Source organism: Pseudomonas sp. MWU13-3659, from assembly GCF_023757525.1.
Lineage (GTDB): Bacteria > Pseudomonadota > Gammaproteobacteria > Pseudomonadales > Pseudomonadaceae > Aquipseudomonas > Aquipseudomonas entomophila_E.
In genome coordinates, this window is the sequence record NZ_JAMSHW010000003.1 from 23,807 (window position 1) to 46,745 (window position 22,939).

General features: G+C 63.7%; 12 protein-coding genes. 4 read left to right on the top strand and 8 right to left on the bottom strand.

Annotated elements, in window-relative coordinates; all coding sequences use genetic code 11:
* Window positions 1–135 precede the first annotated feature (135 nt).
* On the top strand, window positions 136–2,346 hold the full coding sequence (locus tag NGM28_RS05220) for a TonB-dependent receptor (protein ID WP_252088939.1): 2,211 nt from the start codon (window positions 136–138) through the stop codon (window positions 2,344–2,346).
* A 157-nt stretch (window positions 2,347–2,503) separates the two neighbouring features.
* Here NGM28_RS05220 and NGM28_RS05225 read toward each other — a convergent pair whose 3' ends face one another.
* The gene (locus tag NGM28_RS05225) at window positions 2,504–5,602 is read right to left on the bottom strand and encodes an NACHT domain-containing protein (RefSeq protein WP_252088940.1); all 3,099 of its coding nucleotides are present in this window, start codon (window positions 5,600–5,602) and stop codon (window positions 2,504–2,506) included.
* A gap of 335 nt (window positions 5,603–5,937) precedes the next feature.
* Here NGM28_RS05225 and mrdA point away from each other — a divergent pair, with 335 nt between their 5' ends.
* Complete coding sequence (mrdA, locus tag NGM28_RS05230) at window positions 5,938–7,830, top strand: penicillin-binding protein 2 (RefSeq protein WP_252088941.1); 1,893 nt, start codon at window positions 5,938–5,940, stop codon at window positions 7,828–7,830.
* Between the two features lie 281 nt (window positions 7,831–8,111).
* A complete protein-coding gene (locus tag NGM28_RS05235; RefSeq protein ID WP_252088943.1) occupies window positions 8,112–8,495 on the top strand; it encodes a GNAT family N-acetyltransferase in 384 nt (127 codons plus the stop codon).
* 10 nt (window positions 8,496–8,505) lie between these two features.
* Here NGM28_RS05235 and NGM28_RS05240 read toward each other — a convergent pair whose 3' ends face one another.
* A complete protein-coding gene (locus tag NGM28_RS05240) occupies window positions 8,506–8,778 on the bottom strand; it encodes a DUF3077 domain-containing protein (RefSeq protein ID WP_011533689.1) in 273 nt (90 codons plus the stop codon).
* A 12-nt stretch (window positions 8,779–8,790) separates the two neighbouring features.
* Window positions 8,791–9,054, bottom strand: a complete 264-nt coding sequence (locus tag NGM28_RS05245) for a hypothetical protein (RefSeq protein WP_252088944.1) — start codon at window positions 9,052–9,054, stop codon at window positions 8,791–8,793.
* A 530-nt stretch (window positions 9,055–9,584) separates the two neighbouring features.
* Between NGM28_RS05245 and NGM28_RS05250 the strand changes: the two genes are divergently transcribed.
* Window positions 9,585–10,154 carry an RNA 2'-phosphotransferase gene (locus NGM28_RS05250; protein ID WP_252088945.1) on the top strand — a complete coding sequence of 190 codons (570 nt, stop codon included), beginning with the start codon at window positions 9,585–9,587 and terminating at the stop codon, window positions 10,152–10,154.
* Here the strand turns inward: NGM28_RS05250 and NGM28_RS05255 are convergent.
* The 5 genes from NGM28_RS05255 to NGM28_RS28795 form a co-directional block, all read right to left on the bottom strand.
* Window positions 10,132–12,357 (bottom strand): TonB-dependent siderophore receptor, encoded by a 2,226-nt coding sequence (locus tag NGM28_RS05255; protein ID WP_252088948.1) that lies wholly within the window; start codon window positions 12,355–12,357, stop codon window positions 10,132–10,134. The genes NGM28_RS05250 and NGM28_RS05255 overlap by 23 nt on opposite strands.
* Window positions 12,358–12,594: 237 nt before the next feature.
* Window positions 12,595–14,013: a short-chain fatty acid transporter gene (locus NGM28_RS05260; RefSeq protein WP_240066032.1), complete on the bottom strand. Its 1,419-nt coding sequence runs from the start codon at window positions 14,011–14,013 to the stop codon at window positions 12,595–12,597.
* A gap of 173 nt (window positions 14,014–14,186) precedes the next feature.
* A complete protein-coding gene (locus tag NGM28_RS05265; protein ID WP_252088950.1) occupies window positions 14,187–15,215 on the bottom strand; it encodes a hypothetical protein in 1,029 nt (342 codons plus the stop codon).
* 21 nt (window positions 15,216–15,236) lie between these two features.
* The gene (locus NGM28_RS05270; protein WP_252088951.1) at window positions 15,237–15,782 is read right to left on the bottom strand and encodes a hypothetical protein; all 546 of its coding nucleotides are present in this window, start codon (window positions 15,780–15,782) and stop codon (window positions 15,237–15,239) included.
* A 29-nt stretch (window positions 15,783–15,811) separates the two neighbouring features.
* Window positions 15,812–22,924 (bottom strand): LamG-like jellyroll fold domain-containing protein, encoded by a 7,113-nt coding sequence (locus tag NGM28_RS28795; protein WP_252088953.1) that lies wholly within the window; start codon window positions 22,922–22,924, stop codon window positions 15,812–15,814.
* Between the last annotated feature and the right edge of the window lie 15 nt (window positions 22,925–22,939).

A 22,939-nucleotide genomic window follows, 5' to 3' on the forward strand; every position in this document is an offset into this window, starting at 1 on the left:
GCAAGCCGGCTCCTACAAGCAATGCGCCCCCACGGCGGCGCAATAAATAAAAATGATTATCATTGAGGTATTCACACTTTGGTTCGGAAACCCTAGTGAATGCCTTCACTACCTCCGAATCGAAAGGAAGCCAGCATGTCGGAACGTTGTACTTCACGACGCCTCACCCCTGTCGCGCCACAGTTCTCCCTGAACCACACCTGCGTCGCCGTGCACATGGCCCTATTGCTGGGCCTGGGTGGTGCCCCGCTGGCAGTGACCGCGGCCGAGGCCGGCAAGCCGGCCAGCCTGGAGCTGGATGAAACCCGCATCGAAAGCAGCACCGACGGCGCCGACAACCTGCCACCGGCCTATGCCGGCGGCCAGGTCGCCACGGGCGGACGTGTCGGCCTGCTAGGCAACAAGGACTTCATGGAGACCCCGTTCAGCACGGTCAGCTACACCGACACCTACATCCAGGACCGCCAGGCCAAGGACATCACCGACGTGATCGCCGCCACCGACCCGTCGGTGTTCAGCAACGGCCTGAAAGGTACCTTCAGCGAGAACTATTCGATCCGCGGCTTCCAGACCAGCGTCAGCGACATGACCGTCGACGGCCTGTTCGGCATGGCGCCCTACTACCGCGCCTCGCCCGAGATGTACGAACGCATCGAAGTGCTCAAGGGCCCGTCGGCGCTGCTCAACGGCATGCCGCCCGGCGGCTCGGTGGGCGGTATCGTCAACCTGATCCCCAAGCGCGCTGGCGACACACCACTGACCCGCCTGACTGCTACCTACGAGTCGGACGCCCAGTTCGGCGGCCATGTCGACGTGGGCCGGCGCTTCGGTGAAGGCAACCAGTTCGGCGTGCGCTTCAACGGCGTGTACCGCGATGGCGACACCAGCACCGAAGACCAGTCCAAGCGCAATGTGCTGTCGTCCCTGGCCCTGGACTGGCGCGGCGAACGCGCAAAACTGTCGGTCGACCTGTTCGACGCCGACGACCATATCCGCGGCCAGAACCGTGGCCTGGGCCTGGCACCCGGTGTGGCGGTGCCCAAGCCACCGAAGTCCGACACCCTGCTCAACCCCGACTGGGCCTATGTCGAGACCAAGGACAAGGGCGTGATCCTGCGAGGCGAGTATGAGCTGACCGACCAGTTGCTGGCCTACGGCGCCATCGGCACCAGCAAGACCGACTACAAGTACAGCGGCGCCATGGTCGCCACGGTGATCAACAACGCCGGCGACCTCAGCACCTCCATGGGCCAGCTGAAGATGGAGATCGAGAAGACCTCCGCCGAGGTGGGCTTGCGTGGCCACTTCGACACCTTCGGCATCAACCACCAATGGTCGGTGAACGCGACCGAATACAGCGACAAACAAAAGGACTACGGGCGCCGTTCGGTGCCGGGTGGCAACTGGGTGACCAACATCTACCACCCGGTGTGGGGGCCGAAGGTGCCGCAGGCCTTCCCGCAGATCACCCACATCGAGAACGACCTGAAAAGCTACGGTATCGCCGACACGATGTCGGTATTCGACGGCCGCCTGCAGCTGACCGCCGGCGTGCGTCGCCAGGAAGTGGTCACCGACACCTACAACGTTGCCACCGGCGTGCGCAACAAGCCCGGCTACGACACCCACGCCACCACCCCGGCCGGCGCGATCCTGTTCAAGGTGACCGACGAGCTTTCGCTCTACGCCAACTACATCGAAGGCCTGAGCAAGGGCGCCATCGCCCCGGTGAACACCGCCAACGCCGGCCAGGTGTTCGCGCCCTTCAAGTCCAAGCAGAAGGAAGTCGGCCTGAAGCTGGACCTGGGCACCTTCAGCCACACCTTGGCGCTGTACGAGATCAAGCGCCCGAACAGCTACACCGACCCGGCCACCAACGTCTATTCGTTCGGCGGTGAGCAACGCAACCGCGGCGTCGAGTGGATGTTCTTCGGCGCCCCGCTGCCGGACGTGCGTCTGATGGGCGGCGTAGCCTATGTCGACCCCGAGGTGACCAAGGCCGCAGGCGGTGTCAACGAAGGCAAGACCGCCACCGCCATCCCCAAGCTGCAGGGCAAGCTGGGCATGGAGTGGGACACCCCGGTGGTGGAAGGGCTGACCTTGACGGGTAACATGACATCGCTGTCCAAGCAGTACATCAGCGCCGACAACAGCCTGTCGATCCCCGGCTACACGATCTTCGACGTGGGCGCCCGCTATGCCATGCAGATCGCCAGCAAGCCGGTGACCTTCCGCGCCAACATCTCCAACCTGACCGACAAGGACTACTGGGGCGTGCCGCTGACCGCCAGCCTGGGGCTGGGGGCGCCGCGCACCTACGAGCTGTCCGCCACCGTGGACTTCTGAAGCGTGCTCGGGTAACGCTGGAAGCAACAGCGCCAGGCGAAGATCGAATCTTGCCTGGCGCTTGCTTTTACCTGCTGTGCCGGAACATGTCCGATCGAAGAGGTCCTGACTTCGAGCACGACAATGTGGGGCAGATTCTAGCAGGTGCGAACAACACCTATCGCTCTAGACGAAGCCACCTCGCTTCCAACCGTGCCAGTTGAGACAGCGCGGCGCCACCGCCAACCCTAAGTTTGAAACCCTCCGGCCAATCTCCCGAGGGTTCCGCGCGTGCGGCATCCAAGTTTCGAATGTATTTCAACTTGCCACGCTGAGTGCGCAATGCATTCAGGGCTTGGCAAATAGTGGATCGACTCAGCGGTGCCCTAATTACATGGGCCTTGATGTACCTGTAGTCCTTGGCAAATTCAAATAGCCAGATCATCTTAGCTGTCAAGCCCGCCAGCAACACGAAGCCGGCCAGAGCGGCAAGGGAATACCCAAACCAAAGACCCAGATCATTTTCCACCACGACCCAAACCATAAGTAAACCTGCACACGAAAGCAAGAGCATGAACACGAGGAACGAGTAATCCCAGTTTTTCGGCTTGAGCATTTTAAGCCCAAACCTGATGCCATCGGCCACGGACAACCAGTCCAACACCATGACTGCAGCAAACAGCACAATCAGTGGTGCCAGCCAATGCTGGGTACCTGGTAACCCCCAGAAGTCTGGAAACAGCTGTCGAACATCCAGGAAAAACAAGGTAAGCGCTACTTCGACACTGGCAACGCCACCAAGGCCGTCTAACACCGCCAACGGTTGGGCCGACGGCACAGCCTGCGCAGGACTTCCAAAAATTCGCAGTCCGCTTGCCACACCAAACATAAATAAGTAAATCCGGAAAATCTTTATTGAACTGTCGAACAGTGCGGCAAGGGATGAGCCGCCATACGTCTGATTAATTCGACCGTCTTGCATCGTATAGAAATAAATAGCACCTGAAACTGCACTGATGAGCAGGCAGTTAACAATGATCTGTGGGCTCGCAACCGCAATCAATCCCCCTCCAAGCAAGGCGAGCCAGCAGTTGAGCCAGCGGAGGCGCACCACCCCATGAACATGTTTCATAGAGTCGGAAAGTAGCAGGCTTCTCGACAGCCCGCGATACGACGCGAGAAAATCTATAAGCGGAATTTTTTTCACATACTTGACGATACTGTCCTCGAGTGGGGACGCCAAACGAGGAAGTACCCGGCATGCACGGAATGCTGTCTCTTGCAGCCACACATCTGCAACCTGTATAGCCTTGGTCAGTACCGGAACAGACTCTTTCTCGGATATCAAGCCTGTGCCTTCAAGGCATATCTTTGCCAGAATAATTTCGCCGTCGATAACAGTATGTTGTGCGATAAATTTTTCCAATGACGCTGTCACTGAGACGAGTGCGGTTTTTCTGGAGCAGAATGCCTCGACAATGAATCGCAAGCAGTGAATCGCGCGCATGCGGGCTTTAGGATTATCGAAGTGGGTCTCCACTTCCGACCAGCACAACTCGGCGAGCCGTTGCGCCTCGGCATCGGAGCAGTGCTGGGCATACAGCACCAACGCATCCCGGCCGCGGGAGTCCGTCGGGATGTGGTCGACTGGCACATCGCAAGCATTTTCCAGCAGGCTCAGGGTGACAAAGTACTCCAGGAAGCGGCGATGAACGAACGCGAACGACCGCTGCGGACCGTCACTGACGCGGGCAATCCTTGCGTAGTTCAAGAGTTCGACCACGGTTTCCACATGATCATTTGGCAGGCATTTGTCCAGTGCCGAAACCGGTGCTTCCAGACCCAACGAAGGTGAGGTGAACACGGCATAGGCAATTTTCCTGGCCACCTCCAGCACGTCGTCGACACTCAGGCTGGCTTCCTCCAGCCTCTCCTTGCACGACTCGAGGCAGCGCCGCAGATAGAACTCGTAGATCTCGGCCTGGCTTTTAGGCAACAGCGCTTTCTCGCTGACCCACTCCCCCAGCAATGTCATCAGAAATGGGTTTCTCGCCAAAGGAACCAGATCGCTTCGCGTGCTGAAAATCTCGGCTTTCAAAGCCTCGGAGACATGGGGAAAGCGTTCCAGAGCTTCAGCGATCGAGACCTCGGACAGTGGTCGGATCTCAAGCACTTTCTGCGCCTGGTAATAGTGCGACGGGCTTCTGAATACACGGGAGGCGAGCACGCCACGAGAGTTGGGGCTGCTGGATATGAATTTCGAAAGGACCGTCGACAGTTCCGCCAAAATCTCGGAGTCCTCTCCGGCATCCAGCAGATTGGGCATTTCATCGAAAGAGTCAAAGATGAAAAATAGCCGCCCATGGCGCCACAGCTTGAGGAAGTAATCATTGACGAACCCCGCGCAGTGCCGGTCTCCGCGCGCCGTCAGACTTTTGATGATAAATTCTGTCAGGCCTTCGACCGTCACATCCTCGGCAGGCAGTATCCCGCCGTCTTTCGCCCGCCACTCTCGCAGGTTGACATAGATCGGAATACGCCCGGAGGTCTTGGCCTCGCGCAGCATGTCACCGGCCAACTTCCTCAGCGCGACACTTTTTCCGGAACCTGGGACGCCCAGCAACAAAAAGGCTTGTGACGTGCGGTCCATGGTGATCGCCGTCTGCAGGTTCAATACCTTCTTGCTTTTTACCTTTCCGTAACTGGAAAGGATCTCGACTTCCGCCTTCAGCTCCGTGTAGTACTCGGGGCTCCAGTTGCTTTGCAGGTCGAGGTGAACCAAGTGGCGGTCAAGCACGGAGCAGAACGACAGCAATTTCTTCCTGAAGCCTTCCTCCGGAAAGTCCTTGTCGAGGGTCCCTGGATGCACGCTGTCGATGGTCTTTTCACGCATGAAGTAATTGATCGCTATCACCACCACAGCCACGAAAATCACAATGGAAAGTGACGGCTCCTGGGAAAATTTCAGCGACGCCAGGAACGGCGTATTTTTTGCGATCCAGGTACTTGAAACCAGCCCCTGCAGCACGCTATCGAGAACGCGGCTCCAGCCTCCCCACACGCCGGCGAGCGCCAGCACGCCCAGCAGGCTCGCCATTCGAATCTTGTTGACACCATAGCCAGCAGGCATGAGCAGTGGCCGCAATATGAGCAGGATGGCGCAGCTTACACAGGCCAACAGCAACCCGACCATCAGCGACTGGGTCGTGACACCCAGGTAAACCGTGACCAGGGCGACCAGCAGGGCAACGATTGCAAATTGTTGAGATCCATTCATGTCCAGTACTCGTTGTTTCGTGCTCCGCAACAGGCATATCAAAGCGCCACTATTCTATTCAACCTGCCCGCATCTGCAAAACAACCGATAAGCAGTCGACCCATACCCCTCCTCCTATCGTGTGGCGGCTACGAGCAACTGCCGGGGTCACCTCACCGGCAGATGAAAGAATCTTCATCAACTGCGCAAACGCCCAGTGGCTGGGTACGCGGTTGCTCAACGCCCTCTCCATTGCCGGTGCTCGCCTTGAGCCCGCCCCCCTGCTTGCGTAGCATCGCCGCCCCGGACAACGCGCGCCCCGTAGGAGCGAGCCCCGCACAACCTCAAGAGCCCCCATGCCACAACCCATCCCCCTCAAGGACCACGAAAAGGAAAAGAGCCTGGTCAACCGCCGGCTGCTGGCCTGCGCCGTCCTGGTGATGAGCCTGGTGGCGGTGCTGGTGGGCCGGCTGTACGTGCTCCAGGTACTGCAGCACGACCAGCAGTCGGCGGTGTCGGAAAACAACCGCGTGCACGTGCTGCCCATCCCGCCCGAGCGCGGCCTGATCTACGACCGCAACGGCGTGGTGCTGGCGACCAACAAACCCAGTTTCGACCTGACCATGACCCGCGAGCGCACCGGCGACTCGGCCAAGGTGCTGGACACCCTCACGCAGATCCTTGGCCTGGGCGAAGACGACCGCCACCAGTTCGACAAGGACCTGCGCCGTGGCCGCAAGCCGTTCGAGCCGGTGACCCTGATGGTCGGCCTGACCGAGGAACAGATCGCCCTGATCGCCGTCAACCAGTTCCGCCTGCCCGGCCTGGACGTGGCGCCGCAGTTCATCCGCGAGTACCCGCTGGCCGAGCACTTCGCCCATTCGGTGGGCTATGTCGGGCGGATCAACGAGAAAGAAGCCAAGACCCTCGACAGCACCGCGTACCGCGGCACCCAGTCGATCGGCAAGACCGGTGTCGAGCGCTTCTACGAGAACGAACTGCATGGCCAGGTGGGCTACGAGGAAGTCGAGACCAACGCCCAGGGCCGGGTGATGCGCGTGCTGCGCCACCACGACCCGGTGCCGGGCAAGGATATCGTGCTGAGCCTCGACGCCCACCTGCAGCAGGCCGCCGAAAAGGCCCTGGGCGACCGCCGTGGCGCGGTGGTGGTGCTGGACCCGGCCAACGGCGACGTGCTGGCCATGGTCAGCAACCCCAGCTTCGACCCCAACCTGTTCGTCAAGGGCATCAGCTACAAGCAGTACTCGGCCTTGCGCGACTCCATCGACCGGCCGCTGTTCAACCGCGTGCTGCGCGGCCTGTACGCCCCCGGTTCGACGGTCAAGCCGGAGGTGGCCATCGCCGGCCTTGACAGCGGCGTGATCACCCCGGGCAACCGGGTGTTCGACCCCGGTTACTACGAGCTGCCCAACTACGACCACAAGTACCGCAACTGGAACCGCACCGGTGATGGCTGGGTGGACATGTACACCGCGATCATGCGTTCCAACGACACCTACTTCTACGACCTGGCGCACAAGCTGGGCATCGACCGCCTGCACGACTACATGGCCGAGTTCGGCCTGGGCCAGAAGGTCTCGCTGGACATGTTCGAAGAGGCGCCCGGGCTGATGCCGTCACAGGCCTGGAAGCGCGCCACCCGGCGCCAGGCGTGGTTCCCCGGCGAGACGCTGATCCTCGGCATCGGCCAGGGCTACATGCAGGTCACCCCGCTGCAGCTGGCCCAGGCCACCAGCCTGCTGGCGAGCAAGGGTGCCTGGCACCGCCCGCACCTGGCGATGACCGTCGGCGGCCAGGCGCCCATCGACCCCAACCCGATGCCGGACATCGTGCTCCACGACCGTCGCGCCTGGGACCAGGTCAGCCAGGGCATGCAGATGGTCATGCACGACCCGCGCGGCATCGCCCGCGCCGCCGCCGCTGGTGCCCAATACCGCATCGCCGGCAAGAGTGGCACGGCGCAGGTGGTGGCGATCAAGCAGGGGGAACGCTACAACCGTGACAAGACCCTCGAGCGCCACCGTGACAATGCCCTGTTCGTCGGCTTTGCGCCGGCCGAGCACCCGGCGATGGTGGTGGCGGTGATGATCGAGAACGGTGAGGCCGGTGGCCGGGTGGCGGGGCCGGTGGTGCGCGAGGTGATGGATGCGTACCTGCTGGACGACCAGGGGCACCTGAAGGTCCGGTATGCGGGCACGACGGGGAAAGAACCGGCGCCGCACGGTTAATACCGTGCGGCGCCGAACTGTAGGCGCCAGCCTTGCTGGCGAAGGGTACGACACGATGTAGGCCAGCAAGGCTACGCCTTGCGTTCGCCAGCAAAGCTGGCTCCTACAGGGTATGTGTTGTACCTCTCGCGCCGCCCTTGCCGGCAAACAGGAACCAGCCTGCTAGTATCGGGCCGTCCTCACTTCATGATGGGCCGCCCATGTCGCGTAAACCCAATCCCGCCGCGTGCGAACCCGCTTCCCCCTGCATCCGGCTTGCCACGCCCAAAGACCGAGCCGCTTTGCGCGAGCTGTTCCTGCGCAGTCGCCAGGTAACCTTTACCTGGCAGCAAAGCGAGCAATTCCAGTTGATGGACTTCGATACGCAGACCGAAGGCGAGCAGATTCTGCTGGCCGAAATCGACGGTCTTTGTGTCGGTTTCATCTCGGTCTGGTCGCCGGACCACTTCATCCACCACCTGTACATCGCCGACAGCCACGCCCGCCAGGGCATCGGCCGCGCCCTGCTGGCCGCCCTGCCCGGCTGGCCCGGCACCTGCTACCGGCTCAAGTGCCTGGCGTGCAACGCTGGGGCGCTGGCGTTCTATGACACGTGTGGTTTCGCCCAGGTAGGTGCCGGAACTTCCGAAGAGGGCGACTACCTGTTGCTGCAGTCGCCCTGTTGAACGCCGAGGGTCAGTGCGCCATGCCCAGCTCCGCGTCGTCCATCAGTGCCTTGGCCAGGGCGCTGAGGTAGTGCGCGGCCCAGACCATCCGCGGGTCTTCGTCCATCACCCCGACCAGGGTCAGGTGGCGCACGTAGTCCATCAGTTCGGACGCCTGCTCGCGGGCATGCTGGCAGGGAATGCCGGGCTCGATGCAGAACAGCGGTTGGGCGTTCTTGCCCTCGCCCTGGTAGAAGCGAGTCTTGCCGGGGGTAACGGGGGTATTGCCATTATCCGTGGTCATGGTCGATCTCCCTCAGTGCAGCGTGGGTGGTTCGCTCGGCGCTTGGGCCGAATGCTGCACCTGGGCCAGGGCGGACTCCAGCAACGTGCGCACCGCCTCCATTTCGTGGGCAGCGGCCAGCATCAGGATCGCACCGGGTGACCTGGGTTTCAGCTGCACGGCCTGGTTGGCGACCGTGAGTGTGCAGAAGGCGTACTCGAGGGCGCGCACCAGGGTGTCTTCGAGGAAGTGGGCGTGGTCTTGGGGGGAAGGTGGATCGGGGACAATCTTCAGCATGCTCGTACTCCAACAATAGTTGTGGGTTGAACGGTCAGCTGAGCTGCTGTCAAACAGTCGGGTGGCAGCTGTACGCGGGTTGACAGACCGAGATCGTTGGCACTCGGCGCACACAAGGTGCCCGCACGTACAGCCGCCATTGAGCGTATGCACACGTGGACAACAATCGACGGTCTGTCAAAACCGGCCGCTGAATTGGCCTGGGGCAAGGGCTGGAGGGCGGCAAAAGCATGCTTCGGAAATGGACTACATGGAATAGGGAAATTCCGACTTTTTGGCGCGATATCGGCGTTCAGAACCAGGAAACAACGAAAGGTTTGTTACAGATATCGCGTGGTGGCGGCCAGGTGCAAGTCGCAAGCCTTGCAGCGCGCTCAAGATCGAGCGCCGCCCGCGCGGCGCTCGATCTCATGGGCGCCGCACCACTCCCGTCAAACACCTCGAATGGCAACCTTGTAGTCCTGCTGGCAGATAGGGAGAATGCCGCCCCAAAGACAAAGACCCGAAAACAACGGAAAAGGACCTTTCCCATGAACCAGAAACAACGCGACACCCTCAGCAAGTTCCTCAGCTACATCCTGCGCCACGCCCCAGAATCCATCGGCCTGCCCCTCGACCGCGACGGCTGGGCCGACACTCAGGCACTCATCCAGGGCGCCCGCGCCCAAGGCCACGACTTCGACCTGCCGACACTGCGTGAAGTGGTCGAGACCAGCGACAAGAAGCGCTTCACCCTCTCCGACGATGGCCTGCGCATCCGCGCGGCCCAGGGCCACAGCACGGCCCAGGTGCAGGTCAGCCACCTCGCCAAGACGCCACCTGCCCTGCTCTACCATGGTACCGCCAGCCGCTTCATGGCTTCCATCGAAGCGCAGGGGCTGATCCCAGGCAGCCGCCACCATGTGCACCTGAGTGAAGATCCACAGACTGCGCTTGCGGTGGGCAAACGCTATGGTCAACCGGTGTTGCTCAGTATCGATACCCAACGCATGCGCGAGGCTGGATTCGCGTTCTATCAGGCGGACAATGGTGTCTGGCTGGTCGAACAGGTGCCCTCCATCTACTTGTCGACTACGGCTACAGCTTCCAATCCAGGCTGACCATCACCGTCCGCGGCTCGCCCATGTAGACGCCGTTGTAGAACCCGACATTGTTGTAATAGTGCTGGTCGAACAGGTTCTTCACGTTGACCGACGCCGACAGGTGCTCATCGAACTGGTAGCGCCCCATCAGCCCGACCAGGGCGTAGGCATCCTGGGTCATGCGGTCCGGGGTGGTGACGATGTTGCCGTTGCTGTCACGCCCGATCGGCCGTCGGCCGTTGCCGTAGATGTCGCTCTGCCAATCGAGCGTGCCGCCCACCGTCAACTGCGGCAGCAACTGGTAGGTGCTGGAGAAACGCACCAGGTTCATCGGCTGTTCGGTGTTCTTGCGGGTCTTGTCGCCATTGGCCGCATGGCTGTAGCTGTAGCCCAGGCTCATCTGCCAGCCCGGCATCACCTCCCCCGCCAGCTCCGCCTCGAAACCCTCCACCACCACACCCTTGCCGCCGGACTTGTAGTACTGCTGGCCGTTAGGCCCGAGCGGCACCGAGTCGTCGATCTCCGGCACGTTGTCCTGCTTGCTGCGGTAGACGGCCGTGCTGAGGTTGGCGCGGTCGTCGAACAGGCTGCCCTTCAGGCCGATTTCATAAACCTTGCCGACGATGGGTTCGAGGAACCTGTCATTAACGTCCTTGCGTGTCTGCGGGTTGAAGATGTCGGTGTAGCTGGCATACAGGGTGTACTGCTCGGTGAGGTCGTAGAGCACGCCGGCATACGGGGTCCACTGGTCGTTCTGGGTCTGCTTGCTGACGCTCGAACGGGTCAGTGCGAGGTTGGCGTCGTAGCTCCAGCTCTTGCTCTCGCTCTCCCAACTGCCGTAGCGGCTGCCCAGCACCACGTGAAGGCGGTCGGTGGGGTTCAGGCGGGTGGCGAGGTAGCCGGCCTTCTGCCGGGTGTATGAGCGCGACGCATCCAGGCCGCTGTCGCGGTCGCTGAACTTGGGGATGGCGCCCATGTACTTCCAGTCCGCGATCTTGGTGTAGCCCTTGGGGTCGGTACGGCCGGTAAAGGCCGGCTCGGTGTTGCGCAATTGCGAAACACCGTAGCCGATCATGAAGTCATGGCTGCGCCCGAGCAGTTGGTAAGGCCCGGCCAGGTTCAGGTCCAGCGCGTCCATCTTCTCCACCCCGGCAAAGTGCGCCGTCCAGGCGTTCATGCCGCTGCGATCGGCCGCGGGGAAGCCGTTGCCGCCGTAGTACATCTTGCCGTCGGTGTCGCTCTGGCGGTGGGTGTAGGCAGCCTTGAGCAGCCAGTCTTCGCCCAGGTGCTGGTCGAGGGTGGCGAACAGCGTCTGGTCCTTCAGCGGCCAGGACGACCAGGGCGCGGTCAGGTTGGTCGAGCGCGCCATGTGGGCCTTGCCGCCGTCGGCGTTCCAGTACGGCACGGTGCCCCAGGAGGCGCCCTGCACATGCTTGTTCTGGTAGTCGTAGCCCACGGCGAGCACGGTACTGTCGGTGAGGTCGGCTTCGAGAATGCCGTAGGCCACCTCGCGCTGGCTGGCGTACTTGTCCATGTAGGACTTGCTGTCGCGGTAGGCCAGCACCGTGCGCCCACGCAGGCGCCCTTCCCAGCCCAGCGGCCCGCCGACGTCGACATAGCCGCGGTAGTTGTCGTAGCTGCCCGCGCTGAGGCCGGTGCGCACCTCCAACTGGGCGGTCGGGCGCTTGCGCACCATGGCGATGGTCCCGGACGGGTCGCCGGCGCCGGTGGTCAGGCCGGTGGCGCCGCGCACCACTTCGATGCGGTCGTAGATGATGGTGTCGGCGTCGGACTTGAGCCCGGAGAAGGTGTTGAGCATCCCGTCGATCTGGAAGTTGTTGATCGCGTAGCCACGGGAGAAATAGGTCGGCCGTTCGGAGTCGTTGCGTTGCACAGTGACGCCGGTGACATGGGCCATGGCCTCGGACAGCGAGTCGAGCCGGAAGTCGTCGAGCTGCTGGCGGGTCAGCACCGACACCGACTGTGGGGTTTCCTTGATCGACAGGTTCAGGCGCGTGGCCGCGCTCATGCTGCCGGTGGTGTAGGAGCCGGTGTGTTCCGTGGTGCTGCCCAGGCCCTGGGCGAGGATTTCGGTGGAGCCGAGTTCCAGCACGCCGTCGCTGGACTTGGGTTCGATTTCTTCGGCTTGCGCAAATGGGCCGATGACGGTGGCGCACAGCCCCAGGGTGAGGGTCATGGAACGGCTGATGGGCGCGAACATCGCTGCCTGTCTCCTTGTTCGATTCGAAGGGTGTCCTTGGCTGCCAAAGAGAGGCAGCCATAGGAGAACGATTCGCGAATGCGAATTATTATCGAATCATGACAAGAAGGAAGTCATGCTGTGGTCTTACGGCCGCTTTCGCCAGCAACGCTGGCTCCTACGAGGGGATGCGTTCAATCCGTAGGAGCCAGCCTTGCTGGCGAACACCGGCAACGCCGGTGCCAGCGAAAACAGTTGTCAGGGCATCACAGGCGGCACGTACTGCAAGGTGGTGCCCAACGCCCACAGCAACACCAGCACCAACGGCACATGCACCAGCAGTTGCACGAACGAGAAGCCGATCAGGTCGCGTGCCTTCAACCCCAGCACCCCCAGCAGCGGCAGCATGTAGAACGGGTTGATCAGGTTCGGCAGCGCCTCGGCGGCGTTGTAGATCTGCACCGCCCAGCCCAGGTGGTACTGCAGGTCGTTGGCCACCAGCATCACGTACGGCGCCTCGATGATCCACTTACCGCCACCGGACGGGATGAAGAAGCCCAGCACCGCCGAATACACCCCCATCAGCAGTGCGTAGGTGTCGTGGGTGGCGATCTGGGTGAAGAACAGCGAGATATGGTGGGCCAGGGTCTGTTCATCGACGCCTTTGACCTGGGTGAGAATGGCCGCAATCGAACCGTACAGCGGGAACTGGATCAGCACCCCGGTGGTGGTCGGCACGGCGCGGGCCACAGCGTCGAGGAAGCTGCGCGGGCGCCAGTGCAACAGCGCACCCAGCATGATGAACAGCAGGTTGTAGGTGTTCAGCCCGGAGATCGCGGTGATCGCAGGCTTGGTGGCGAACTCCTGGTACAGCCAGCCGGCGGCCAGGGCCACCAGCAGCAGGATCAGGACCGGGCTGTATTCCAGCCACTCGCCCGGGCGGGTGCGCTGTGGCGAGGGTGGCGCGCTGAAGCTCGGGTCGACGCCGCAGTCCTGGGCGCTGCGGGCGCTGTTCGGGCCGGGGGCGGTGGCGTAGGCGACGATCAGCGAGACGATCACCAGCGCCGCCAGCATCACCCCGGACTGCCAGAGGAAGATGGTCTCGGTGAACGGGATCACCCCGGTGATGGCCAGGATCGACGGCGGCAGGCTGGCCGGGTTGGCCTGCAACTGCGCGGCCGACGACGACAGGCCCAATGCCCATACCGCACCCAAACCGAGATAGGCGGCGGCACCGGCGGCGCGGTAGTCCATCTTCAGGTCGGTACGACGGGCCAGGGCGCGCACCAGCAGGCCGCCGAACACCAGCGACAGGCCCCAGTTGAGCAACGAGGCGAGCATCGAGATCAGCGCCACCCAGCACACCGCCGAGCGGCCGTTGCTCGGTAGCCGCGCCAGGCGGTCGATCAGCCGCGCCGCGGGTGGCGAGCTGGCCACCACGTAGCCGCCGATGACCACGAAGGCCATCTGCATGGTGAAGGGAATCAGGCTCCAGAAACCGTCGCCAAAGGCCTTGGCGGTGTCGGTGGGCTTGCCGCCCATGGCCAGGGCGCCGAGGCACACCAGCATCACGGCGAGGGCGGCGAACACCCAGGAGTCGGGGAACCAGCGTTCGGCCCAGTTCGAGCAACGCAGGGCAAAGCGGGCGGAGCGGCTGTCTTGGATTTCAGCGGCCACGGTAATGTCCTTTTCTTGTTGGATTGTCGGATTACCGGGCGAGTCTATAAGGGGGCGTGGTTGGGGGCCTCCTTGAACCGAGGGGCTACGACTAAAGTATTAGCTTGACGCAAGGAATGTGTTGCGGTCGGGCGCCGCTCTCGCGGCGCTCGATTTCACGGACGCTACAACGGCTATTTAGGCCCGATGTCGGTGTAAAGCGTGGTGACACTGCCCGCCACGATCAGCTTCACCGGCCCCCCCGTCGCATCCAGGCGCACCGCGCGGGTGTGCGGATGCGGGTCGGCAAAGTACGCCGCCGGGTTGTGATACAGCCGGTCTGCGGAGCCTTGTACCAGCTCGCCGCGGATGGTCACCTTGGGCTTCTTGCCCGCCGGGATTCCCGACCAGTCGCTGCCGAACGAAAGCGTGAAGGTGAACAGCGTCTGCCAGTTGGCAGGGATGTCCTGGCCGACCCAAGCGTACTTGAAGTCGTTGTCCAGGGTGTTGTTGTCGGAGTGGCTGAGGGTCTTGCCATTGAGCGGCGTGCCCGAGGAAATGGTGTACTTGGTGCCTTTGGGGATGTTCTCGAACACCACCGCCAGGTCCACCAGCGCCCCCTCGTCCCCCTGGTTGTAGCCGGCGGTGCTGACCACTTGCGGCAGGTCGCCACGCACCATCTGCACGTTGCGCTGGGCAATGTTGGCGTTCTTCGAAAGCACGTCCGCCAGGTCGGTGATGTTGGTCACGCCCTTCAGCGGGTTGGGGTGGTCCGGGGTGCTGGCCACCGCGATCATGCAGTAGTGGTCGGAGGTGTCTGGCGGCACCCAGGTGAAGCAGTCGAGGGACGCGCCGATGGCCCCGGCCTTGATGGCGAACGGCGGGTTCTTGTCGCCCCCCGAGGTCTTCAGCTGGTTGCCTTCCCACAGGTACGGGTACAGCAGGATGTTGGGGGTGGCCCAGAACAGGTTCCAGTACCCCGCCAGGTCACCGGCGGTGTAGTTCTTGCCACGCACGTAGAGGTAGTTGGGCAAGCCGATGTACAGCTTGTTGTCGTAGCCGTTGTTGTAGTTGGCCGGGTCGGTCAGTACCGAGGGGACGGCCAGCGGTTCCTTGCCGGCGAGGATGATGTCGGGCGAGGACGACGAGGCGCTGCGCGGTACCGTGCCGTTTTCCGACAGGGTCGCGCGCACGACGATGCCGCTCCAGGTTTCAGTAGCCATGTTGCGTGCTCCTTGCAGGGGTTATTTCGACAGGTTGATCTGCACCTTCTGCAGCAGGGTCTTCTTCACCGGCCCACCCGAGCTGCCATCGATGCTCGACAGGCTCAGGGTGATCGACGACGTGGTCTTGAGCTGCTCGGGCTTGGCCACCCACAGTTTGAGGCTCAGGTCCATCTCGAAGGCTTCCTGCTTCTTGCTCTGCTTGCCCAGCAGGCTGGTGCCGGCGATGTCCTGGCGCGAGACCGCGAGCTTGGGGTTGGTGGCGTCCACCGACACTTGCGTGTCCGCCGGGATGTCGGTGTAGCGCACCTCCAGGTCCAGTTCGGCGAAGGTGACGATCTGCGCGTACTGGGCACTGACCACCAGGCTGGCCGGGTCGTTCACTGCCTGCGTGTTCGCGGCGGTGAGCAAGGTGTACGGCGTGCCGTCGGAGGTCTGCTGGCGGGCAATGGCGTAGCCGGTCTGCGCCGAGACGCTCGAGGCGACGTTGACCAGCCCGCCGATGCCGGTCGAGACGATCTGCAGGCCGGAGAAGATGCCGGTCACCGCAAAGCTTGTATCTGCCATGTTCGTAGCTCCTTTACGTGGGTTGTGGGTCAGCTGGTGCGGTAGTGCTCTGCTTCGTACTTGCTGGCCATGTAGTTCAGCAAGTCGACCCGCAGTTCGGCCAGTTCGAGAAACTCGTCACTCCCGTAAACCTTGGCCGCCGTGTAGAAGGCGGCCCACCAGGGGATCAGGTCCTTGAGCAGGCCTGGGCCGGCGCTGGGGCTCCCCAGCACCGTGTCGATCGCCGTCCCGATCTCCAGGCGAGTCGGGTCGGTCTTGTCCAGTTGCTTGTCGATCACGCTCACCAGCCAGTGGTTGGACGGCAGGTTGGCCGGGGGCGTGATGTTGGGTGCGTTGGTGTCGGCCTTGACCGGCTGGAACGCCGCCGGCACCCGGCTGACATAGGTGGTGCGGTACATCACCCGCCACGGCTCGCTTGGGTTGTTCATGGCCTCGCGCATGGCGGCGGCCGAGGCGCTGGTGGAATTGTTGAGCCAGTTCTGGTCCACCACCTGCGCCAATACGCTGAAGTTGTCGGCGGCCGGCGCCAGCAGGAACGACATGTAGCGGTAGGCGTCGACCTTGCCTGGCGCGGCGTTGGCGCCGTAGCCGCTGAACTTCAGGTTGCCGCCCTCCTGGGTGAGGATCGGCGCGGGCAGGAAGTTGGTCGGGCTGACGCTGCAGCTCAGGGCGAAGCCGTTGGACAGCGCCTCGGCCTTGGTCGCGGTCATGGTCCAGGTGTTACCGAGCAGGGTGTCGGCCTCAATGTAGTAGCCGCCGAACGGCGTGCCGATGTCGGCCTTGAACTCAAGGCCCGCGGCGAAGGTCAGGCTGCTGGTGCCGGTGTAGGTTTCGCTGTAGCTGTTGGCGAAGCTGTGTTCTTCCTTGTGCAACCCCCCCGCCGCCGTCCACACGTAGTTGTTGTAGAGGCTGCGCAGGTTGCGCTGGTTGGCGAAGTCGTAGAACTGGTTGGACCTGAGCTTGTCGCGCAGGTTGTCCATGGCCGCCACCGTGCGGTACTTCTTGACGTCGAACTGGTCGTAGTAGGCCTTGAGCTGCTGCTCCTGCTTCTCGATCTTGCGCTTGGTGTCGTAGGCTTCGAGCGGCTTGAAGTAGCTGCCGCGCTCATCGTTGGCCTCGGGGTAGTCCGGGTCGTTGACCAGGCCGACCTTGCCGTCCAGGGTGCCGTTCTTCACATAGCGCGGGTTGATCGGGAAATCGATGATGTTGGTGTCCACCGGGATCGTGGTGTTCGGCGCCAGCACGTAGCCGACGGGGGTCTGGGTACCCTTGAGCGCCTGCATGTAGAGGTCGGCGGTGGACGACTTGACCAGGGCTATGCCGACGTTGTTCTGGATGTAGCGCCGCCCCACCGTCAGGTTGAGTACCGCGTTGGCTGCCTCCCAATTGCCGGTGGGGGTCATCGAGGTGGCCAGGCTGACGCTGCTGGAATGGTTCTGCGACACTTCCAGGCCGTCGCCCAGGTTGCCCGACAGCACCATCTTGGCGCCGCCGGTGATGGTGGTTTCCAGCACCATGGTCTCGGCCTCGGCGCCCAGGCCCACCGACACATCGCTCTTGCTCTTCTGGTACAGGCCGCCCTTGAGGTTGAACTCACCATTGAAGGTCGAGGTCTTGTTGCCGGTGAAGGTCCAGCTCTTGCTTTCGCTCTCCTGGTAGGTGACCGAGCAGGCCGAGGCGTAGTCCGACGCCGGGCCGCCCATGTCGCCGACCCAGTAGGCCAGGGTCTGGTTTTCGCTGGGCAGCGGTGGGCCGCCTTCGATGAAGCCGATGATGGTCGGCTTGCTCTGCACCTGGCCGACGAACAAGGTGTCGAGGTCACCGACCTTGTAGCCCACCTCCAGCGCCGTCACGCCGTCACTGCTCTGGTAGAAGTAACCGCGTTTCATCACGCTGAAGATCTTGCCGTAGGCGTCCTTCTCGGCGCTGGCGTACTCGATCACCGACGGCTGGCCCTGGATCCGCGCGACGTAGTAGTCCGGCGTGCCGCCCAGGGTATTGACCACGTATTGCGCCTCGTTCTGGATCGGCGCCGCGGCACTGCTCCACTGCGGTGGGCTGGCGGCCGGGGTCAGGGTGCCGTTGTTGCCGTAGCCGGTGAAATCGAACAGCGTCGGGCCGGAGCCGGCCTCAATGCGCCAGTAGGCGGCCAGGTGCTCCTCGCCACCGGTCAGCGCCTTGTTCATGCTTTCGCGGATCTGCTGCTCGGTCAGGCGCGTGGAGAACAGCCGCACATCGTCGATGCGGCCGCTGTAGGGCAGCGTCAGCGTCGTCCCCTGGCGGGCGCCGCCGAAGGTGAACTGGCTGTCCTGGTAGCCGCCGACATCGGCCACCGTCAGGCGCAGCGGCAGGCTGCCACGGCCGTTGACCACCAGGCTGGCCTGGGCCACGTCCTGCCAGATGGTCCACAGCTGGTTGCTGCTCAGTACCAGGGTGTTGTTGCCGGTGAGGTCCTTGGCGTTGGTGCCGGCCATTTCGTCGAAGTCCCAGGCGGCCACCAGGCCATCGGTGGAGGCTGGTGTGAGACGCAGGGCGTAGGTCTGGGCGATCTGGTCGGTGGCCAGGGTGCGGTTCCACACCCGCACGTGGGAGATCAGTCCCTCGTAGTTGAACGTGAGGTCATCGTTGACCCCGAGGTAAAACGAAGACGTTTGCGTGCGTACCGTCGCCGGGCGCGCCAGGTCGTTGCGCATCTGCTCGGCAACCTGGACACCGTTGAGGTACAGCCCGGCCCGCACGTAGTACTTCTGCGCCACGTACTCCTTGCTGCCGTTGTCGTTGGCCACGGTGCCGGTGCTGAAGTTCAGCGCCACGTAGGTGGTCACTCCGGCCGTGATGGCGAACTTCACCTCATGGGTGAAGTTGACGGGTGGGTCGTCGTACTTGGGCGGGTCCATCTGCAACTGCACGGTCAGGCACACCTGGCCGAGGGTGTTGATGTACAGCGAATAGCTGCCGTTCTTCTCCAGCAGGACCTGCTTGCGGTTCAACGCCGACGGCGCGATCCAGGCTTCCAGGGCGAAGGTGCTGGAGGGGTTGAAGGCGTCGCCGTCACTGACCTTGCCGTAGTTGCTGGCCAGCAGCCTCAGCCCGTGCCCCTGGCGCGAGGCCAGCGCGACATGGGTCCAGCCCTTGAGGATGCGGTTGGAGGTCAGCACCAGCTCGTTGCGCCCGGCATAGGGTACCTGGAACGCCCCCTGCGCGCTCCAGGCGGGGCTGGCGGGGTTGATCAGCGTGGCGTCGTACTCGATGCCGGTGGCGGCCGAGTTGGTGATGACGATGCCGCTGCCTTCGGCCAGGTTCCAGCGGATGCCGAGCATCGAGTCGGTGTCGGCGAAGCCTTGGCTGAAGCTGTTCTGCATCTGGCTGTCGCTCAGCGCCCGCTGCCAGAACGCCACGCCGTTGACCCGGGCCGGCAGGCTGCCGCCCTGGTTGCTGCCCAGCATCAAAGCACCGAGGTCGCCGCTAAAACTGTTGCTGGCCGTGGCCTTGACCGGCGCCCCGGCGTTGACCGACAGCTTGAGGGTCACCTGCCCCTGCCCGGCCAGCTCCACCACCGCGGTGAGGCAGGTCCAGGCCCCCACCGGCAGCGGCTGAGCCGTCTTCACCTCGCCCTTGTCTTCCAGGAAGGTGAACACCGCCTTGCCGTACTCGTCCACCGCCAATTGCACGTACTGGTCGCTGCCGCGTACCTGCGAGACCGACAGCAGCGTGCCGCTCAGGCCGCTCTGCGGCAGGTAGACATAGACCTGCAAGGACAACGCCGGTGGCTTGAAGTTGAAGGCACGGGTCACGTAGGTGCTGTCGCTCATCTCCAGCCCCGGCCCTTGCCGTGCGCCGATCATGTATTGCACCGGCAGGTCCGGGTGCTTGCGATTGCCGATGACGTTATAGGACAGCGCCCGCGACGACGGGTTGATGCGGCTGTCGCTCAGGGCCAGCCAGGCCTCCACAGTCAGGTCGTCGGTGATCGCCAGCTGGTCCGAGGGCGAGAACGCCTTGTCGACATTGAACGCCACGTAGTTGCTCTTGCTCGGCGGGTTCAGGTCGAGGCTGAAGCTGGGAGGCAGCGGCATCCAGCCGCCGTTGACCCCGGGCGTCAGTACCGGGGCGATACCGCCCGAGTGCACCGAGGTGTTGGTCAGCCGCCCTACTCCACCGTCGGTGGGCGGTGCGTCGACCAGCGCACCGAACAGCATCGAGCCGCGAATGGCGTCGTCCCGGCCATTGAACGCCAGCCGCGCGCCCTGGATGACCGCCGCACTGGTCAAGGCCTGGGTGGCCATCCCGGGCGCATCGTAGCTTTGCCCCTGGAACAGCACGCGCAGCAACCCGGCATAGGCGAACGCGCCGCCTTCGGGCGCGGGTGCCGGGGTGTCGACCACGTCGGCGCTCAAGCCATTGCCCAAGGCGTAGATCAAGGTCGCCAGGCCGGTCTGGTAGCCGCTGGGGTAGGCATAGCCGGCCGCGTCACCATTGAGCACCTTGACGAACCCGGCCTGCTCGCGGGGTACGTCAGGCAGGCTGACGCCGCAGATGAGCACGTTGCACAGCAGCGGCTGCGCGGCGGCACTGACCGTCACCGCGAAGTCCTTCTGCTCGTCGCGCACGAACACCAGCACATGGCTGACCTGCTCGTCGGAGCGCGCCAGGCTCAGGGGCAGCCCATAGGCGCGGCTACCGGCGGTGGTCACCGCGCTGTAGTCGTAGTGCGGCGCCTTGCCGGCGAACACGTCGAGCAAGGTACGCGGCGTCGCCGGCACGGCGGGCCAGTGCTGGTTGAGGGTGGCGCTGGCCGGCCAGCGCGGCGGCGCTGCCAGGGTGATGTCGACCACCACGAATTCATCGGTGGCCCCGGCAGCGACCGCCACCGAGGCCAGCGTGACCGGCAACTGCGGCACCGAGGTCAGCAGGAAGAAGCTGCCGTTGCCGCCCGTGCCGGTGGGCACCAGCACCGCAGGCGCGCTGCCCGCGTAGTCGAAATAGGGCTTGGACTGGTCGAGCACCTGGGGGTCGTCCGGGTTGTTGGAGGCAGCGCCGTTCCAGATCTGCGTCAGCTGTGCGATATCCCGTGGCAGGCCCCGCCAGGTTTCCGTGCCGACGCTTTGCGAGGCCTCCACATGGATGTCGCAGAGCAACTCGGACACGCTGGAGGCGGCGACCGTGATACGCGTGCTGTTCATGTAGGTGCCGACCCGGTGGGCGACGAAGTTGACGAAGCCGCTCTGGGTGGTATCCGGGGCCACCAGCAGCCGTGCGGCCACCGGCGCCCAGTGCTCGCAGCTCACGCCACGGTACAGCGCCACCGAAGTCGCGGGCAGCTCCAGCGCCGCCGCCCTGGCCCCGCTGCTGCCCCATTGCGTGGTCCAGTCGACGGTGAAGGTGGCGCGCGCCGACTGGGTGGAGAACTGCGCCACGGTCAGCAGGTTGTCATCGCCGGGGTAATACAGGTGCAGCAGGCCGTCGGAACCATCGATCAGGCAGGTGGCCGCGTTCGGGCGAATGAACCCGGCAAGGCCCGCGTAGTAGGTCAGGCCCATGGCATCGATGTAGAACTCACCGCTCATGTCGCTGTTGACCGGCGAGGCCGAGGGTTCCAGGCGCGCGCCCTGCACCGTCACTTTCACCCCCGAGGCGGCCTGGTTGAGCGTGGTCGGGGGGGTGTCGCTGTAGTTGACGCTGTTGCAGTCCAGTTGCACCGCGGCGGTGCCCGCCACCGTGATGACGAGGCGCTTCAACGCGCCGACGAAGCCGTTGTTGTCCGCCGCCACCAGCGCCATGGCCGTGCCGCTGGGCTCGGCCGTGGTGCTGCAGGGCGTGAGCGGTACCGGCGCGTCGTTCACCGTCAGGGTGAAGGGGTTGTCGCCCTTGCCCGCGTAGCGAATGTGCAGGTCGCTCCACACATCGTTGAACAGTACCTGGTGCAGGGTGCGGCAACTGACCCGCGCGCTGCCATTGCCAAAGCCCACTTCGAGCTTGTCGCCGTCGACGATCGAGACATAGGGCGCGAGGGTCTTCTCCTCGGCCTGGGGCGCCCCGCCCAGCACCTTCAGCCCGTCGCCCTTGACCCCCGGCGCCAGCATCAGGCCGATCTCGAACGGCCCCTTGATCGCCAGTGGGTTAGCGCCGCTGGTGGGCGGCAGCAGGTTGAGACTGGACACGCCATCGAAGCGCAGGTCGAATTCGGCCGGGACGATGTTGGAGGTGACGATCACCCCCGAGAGGTTGGCCATGGTGCCGTTCACACCAATGGCCGAGTCCAGGGTGACGGTGCCGTCGGCGACCGTCAGGGTGATCATCACCCGGGTGGCGCGGCGCACGCCGATGCTCGAACCGTCGGGCTGCACCACCTTCTCATGCTTGACATAGGTCACCGCGCGGGGCGCCGAGGTGATCGGCAGCGCGGTGCTTGTACCGGCCTTGGCCACGCCGAAGACGCTGTCCGGCTGGATGCGCAGGTCGCTGCCCACGGGTTTGCCGGCCACGTCGAACAGGCCATTGTCGGTGGCGGGGAAATTGAACAGTTTGACCGAAGTAGCGCTGGCATCCAGGGCCAGGAACTGCCAGGCGAAACTTTCGCTGCCGGCGATCGGCAGCAGCAGCGCGTCGAAATGGCCGTCGGTCACGCCGGTGATCATCGACAGTTCGAGGGAGGGTTCCAGGAAAGGTTGGCCGTCGGGGTCGAGGAAGTCCTGCTTGTCGGACTTGTCGGCGGGCACGTCTTCCTTGTGGCTGCGGGCGTAGCGGACTTCCCATGCCGGTGACAGCTCGTAGTCGGTGGTCTTCTGGTCGGTGCCCGACTTGTTCTTCAGCAGGCGAAAACGGTTCACGTACAGGGTGCCGCTCATGGACTGCTGGATGACCGAGATGTACTTCTGGTCGGTCACCACCCGAAACGGCGCCAGCGACGGCACCAGGGTCGAGGCGTCGCAATCCACGGCGATGATGCTCATACCCACCTGGCGCACCTGTTCGGTGAAGGTCACCGCGGTGAAGCCCGACCAGTCGAGATCATCGTCGTCGCTGTCGACATCCTGGCCGAGCACATCGAAGTAGATGGCCTGCTTGCCCGCCACTTCGCGGCCGAACACCACCACCACGCCCTGGAAATTGACCGATACGATCTGATTGAACTGCTGCACGCTATCCCCTCCCTG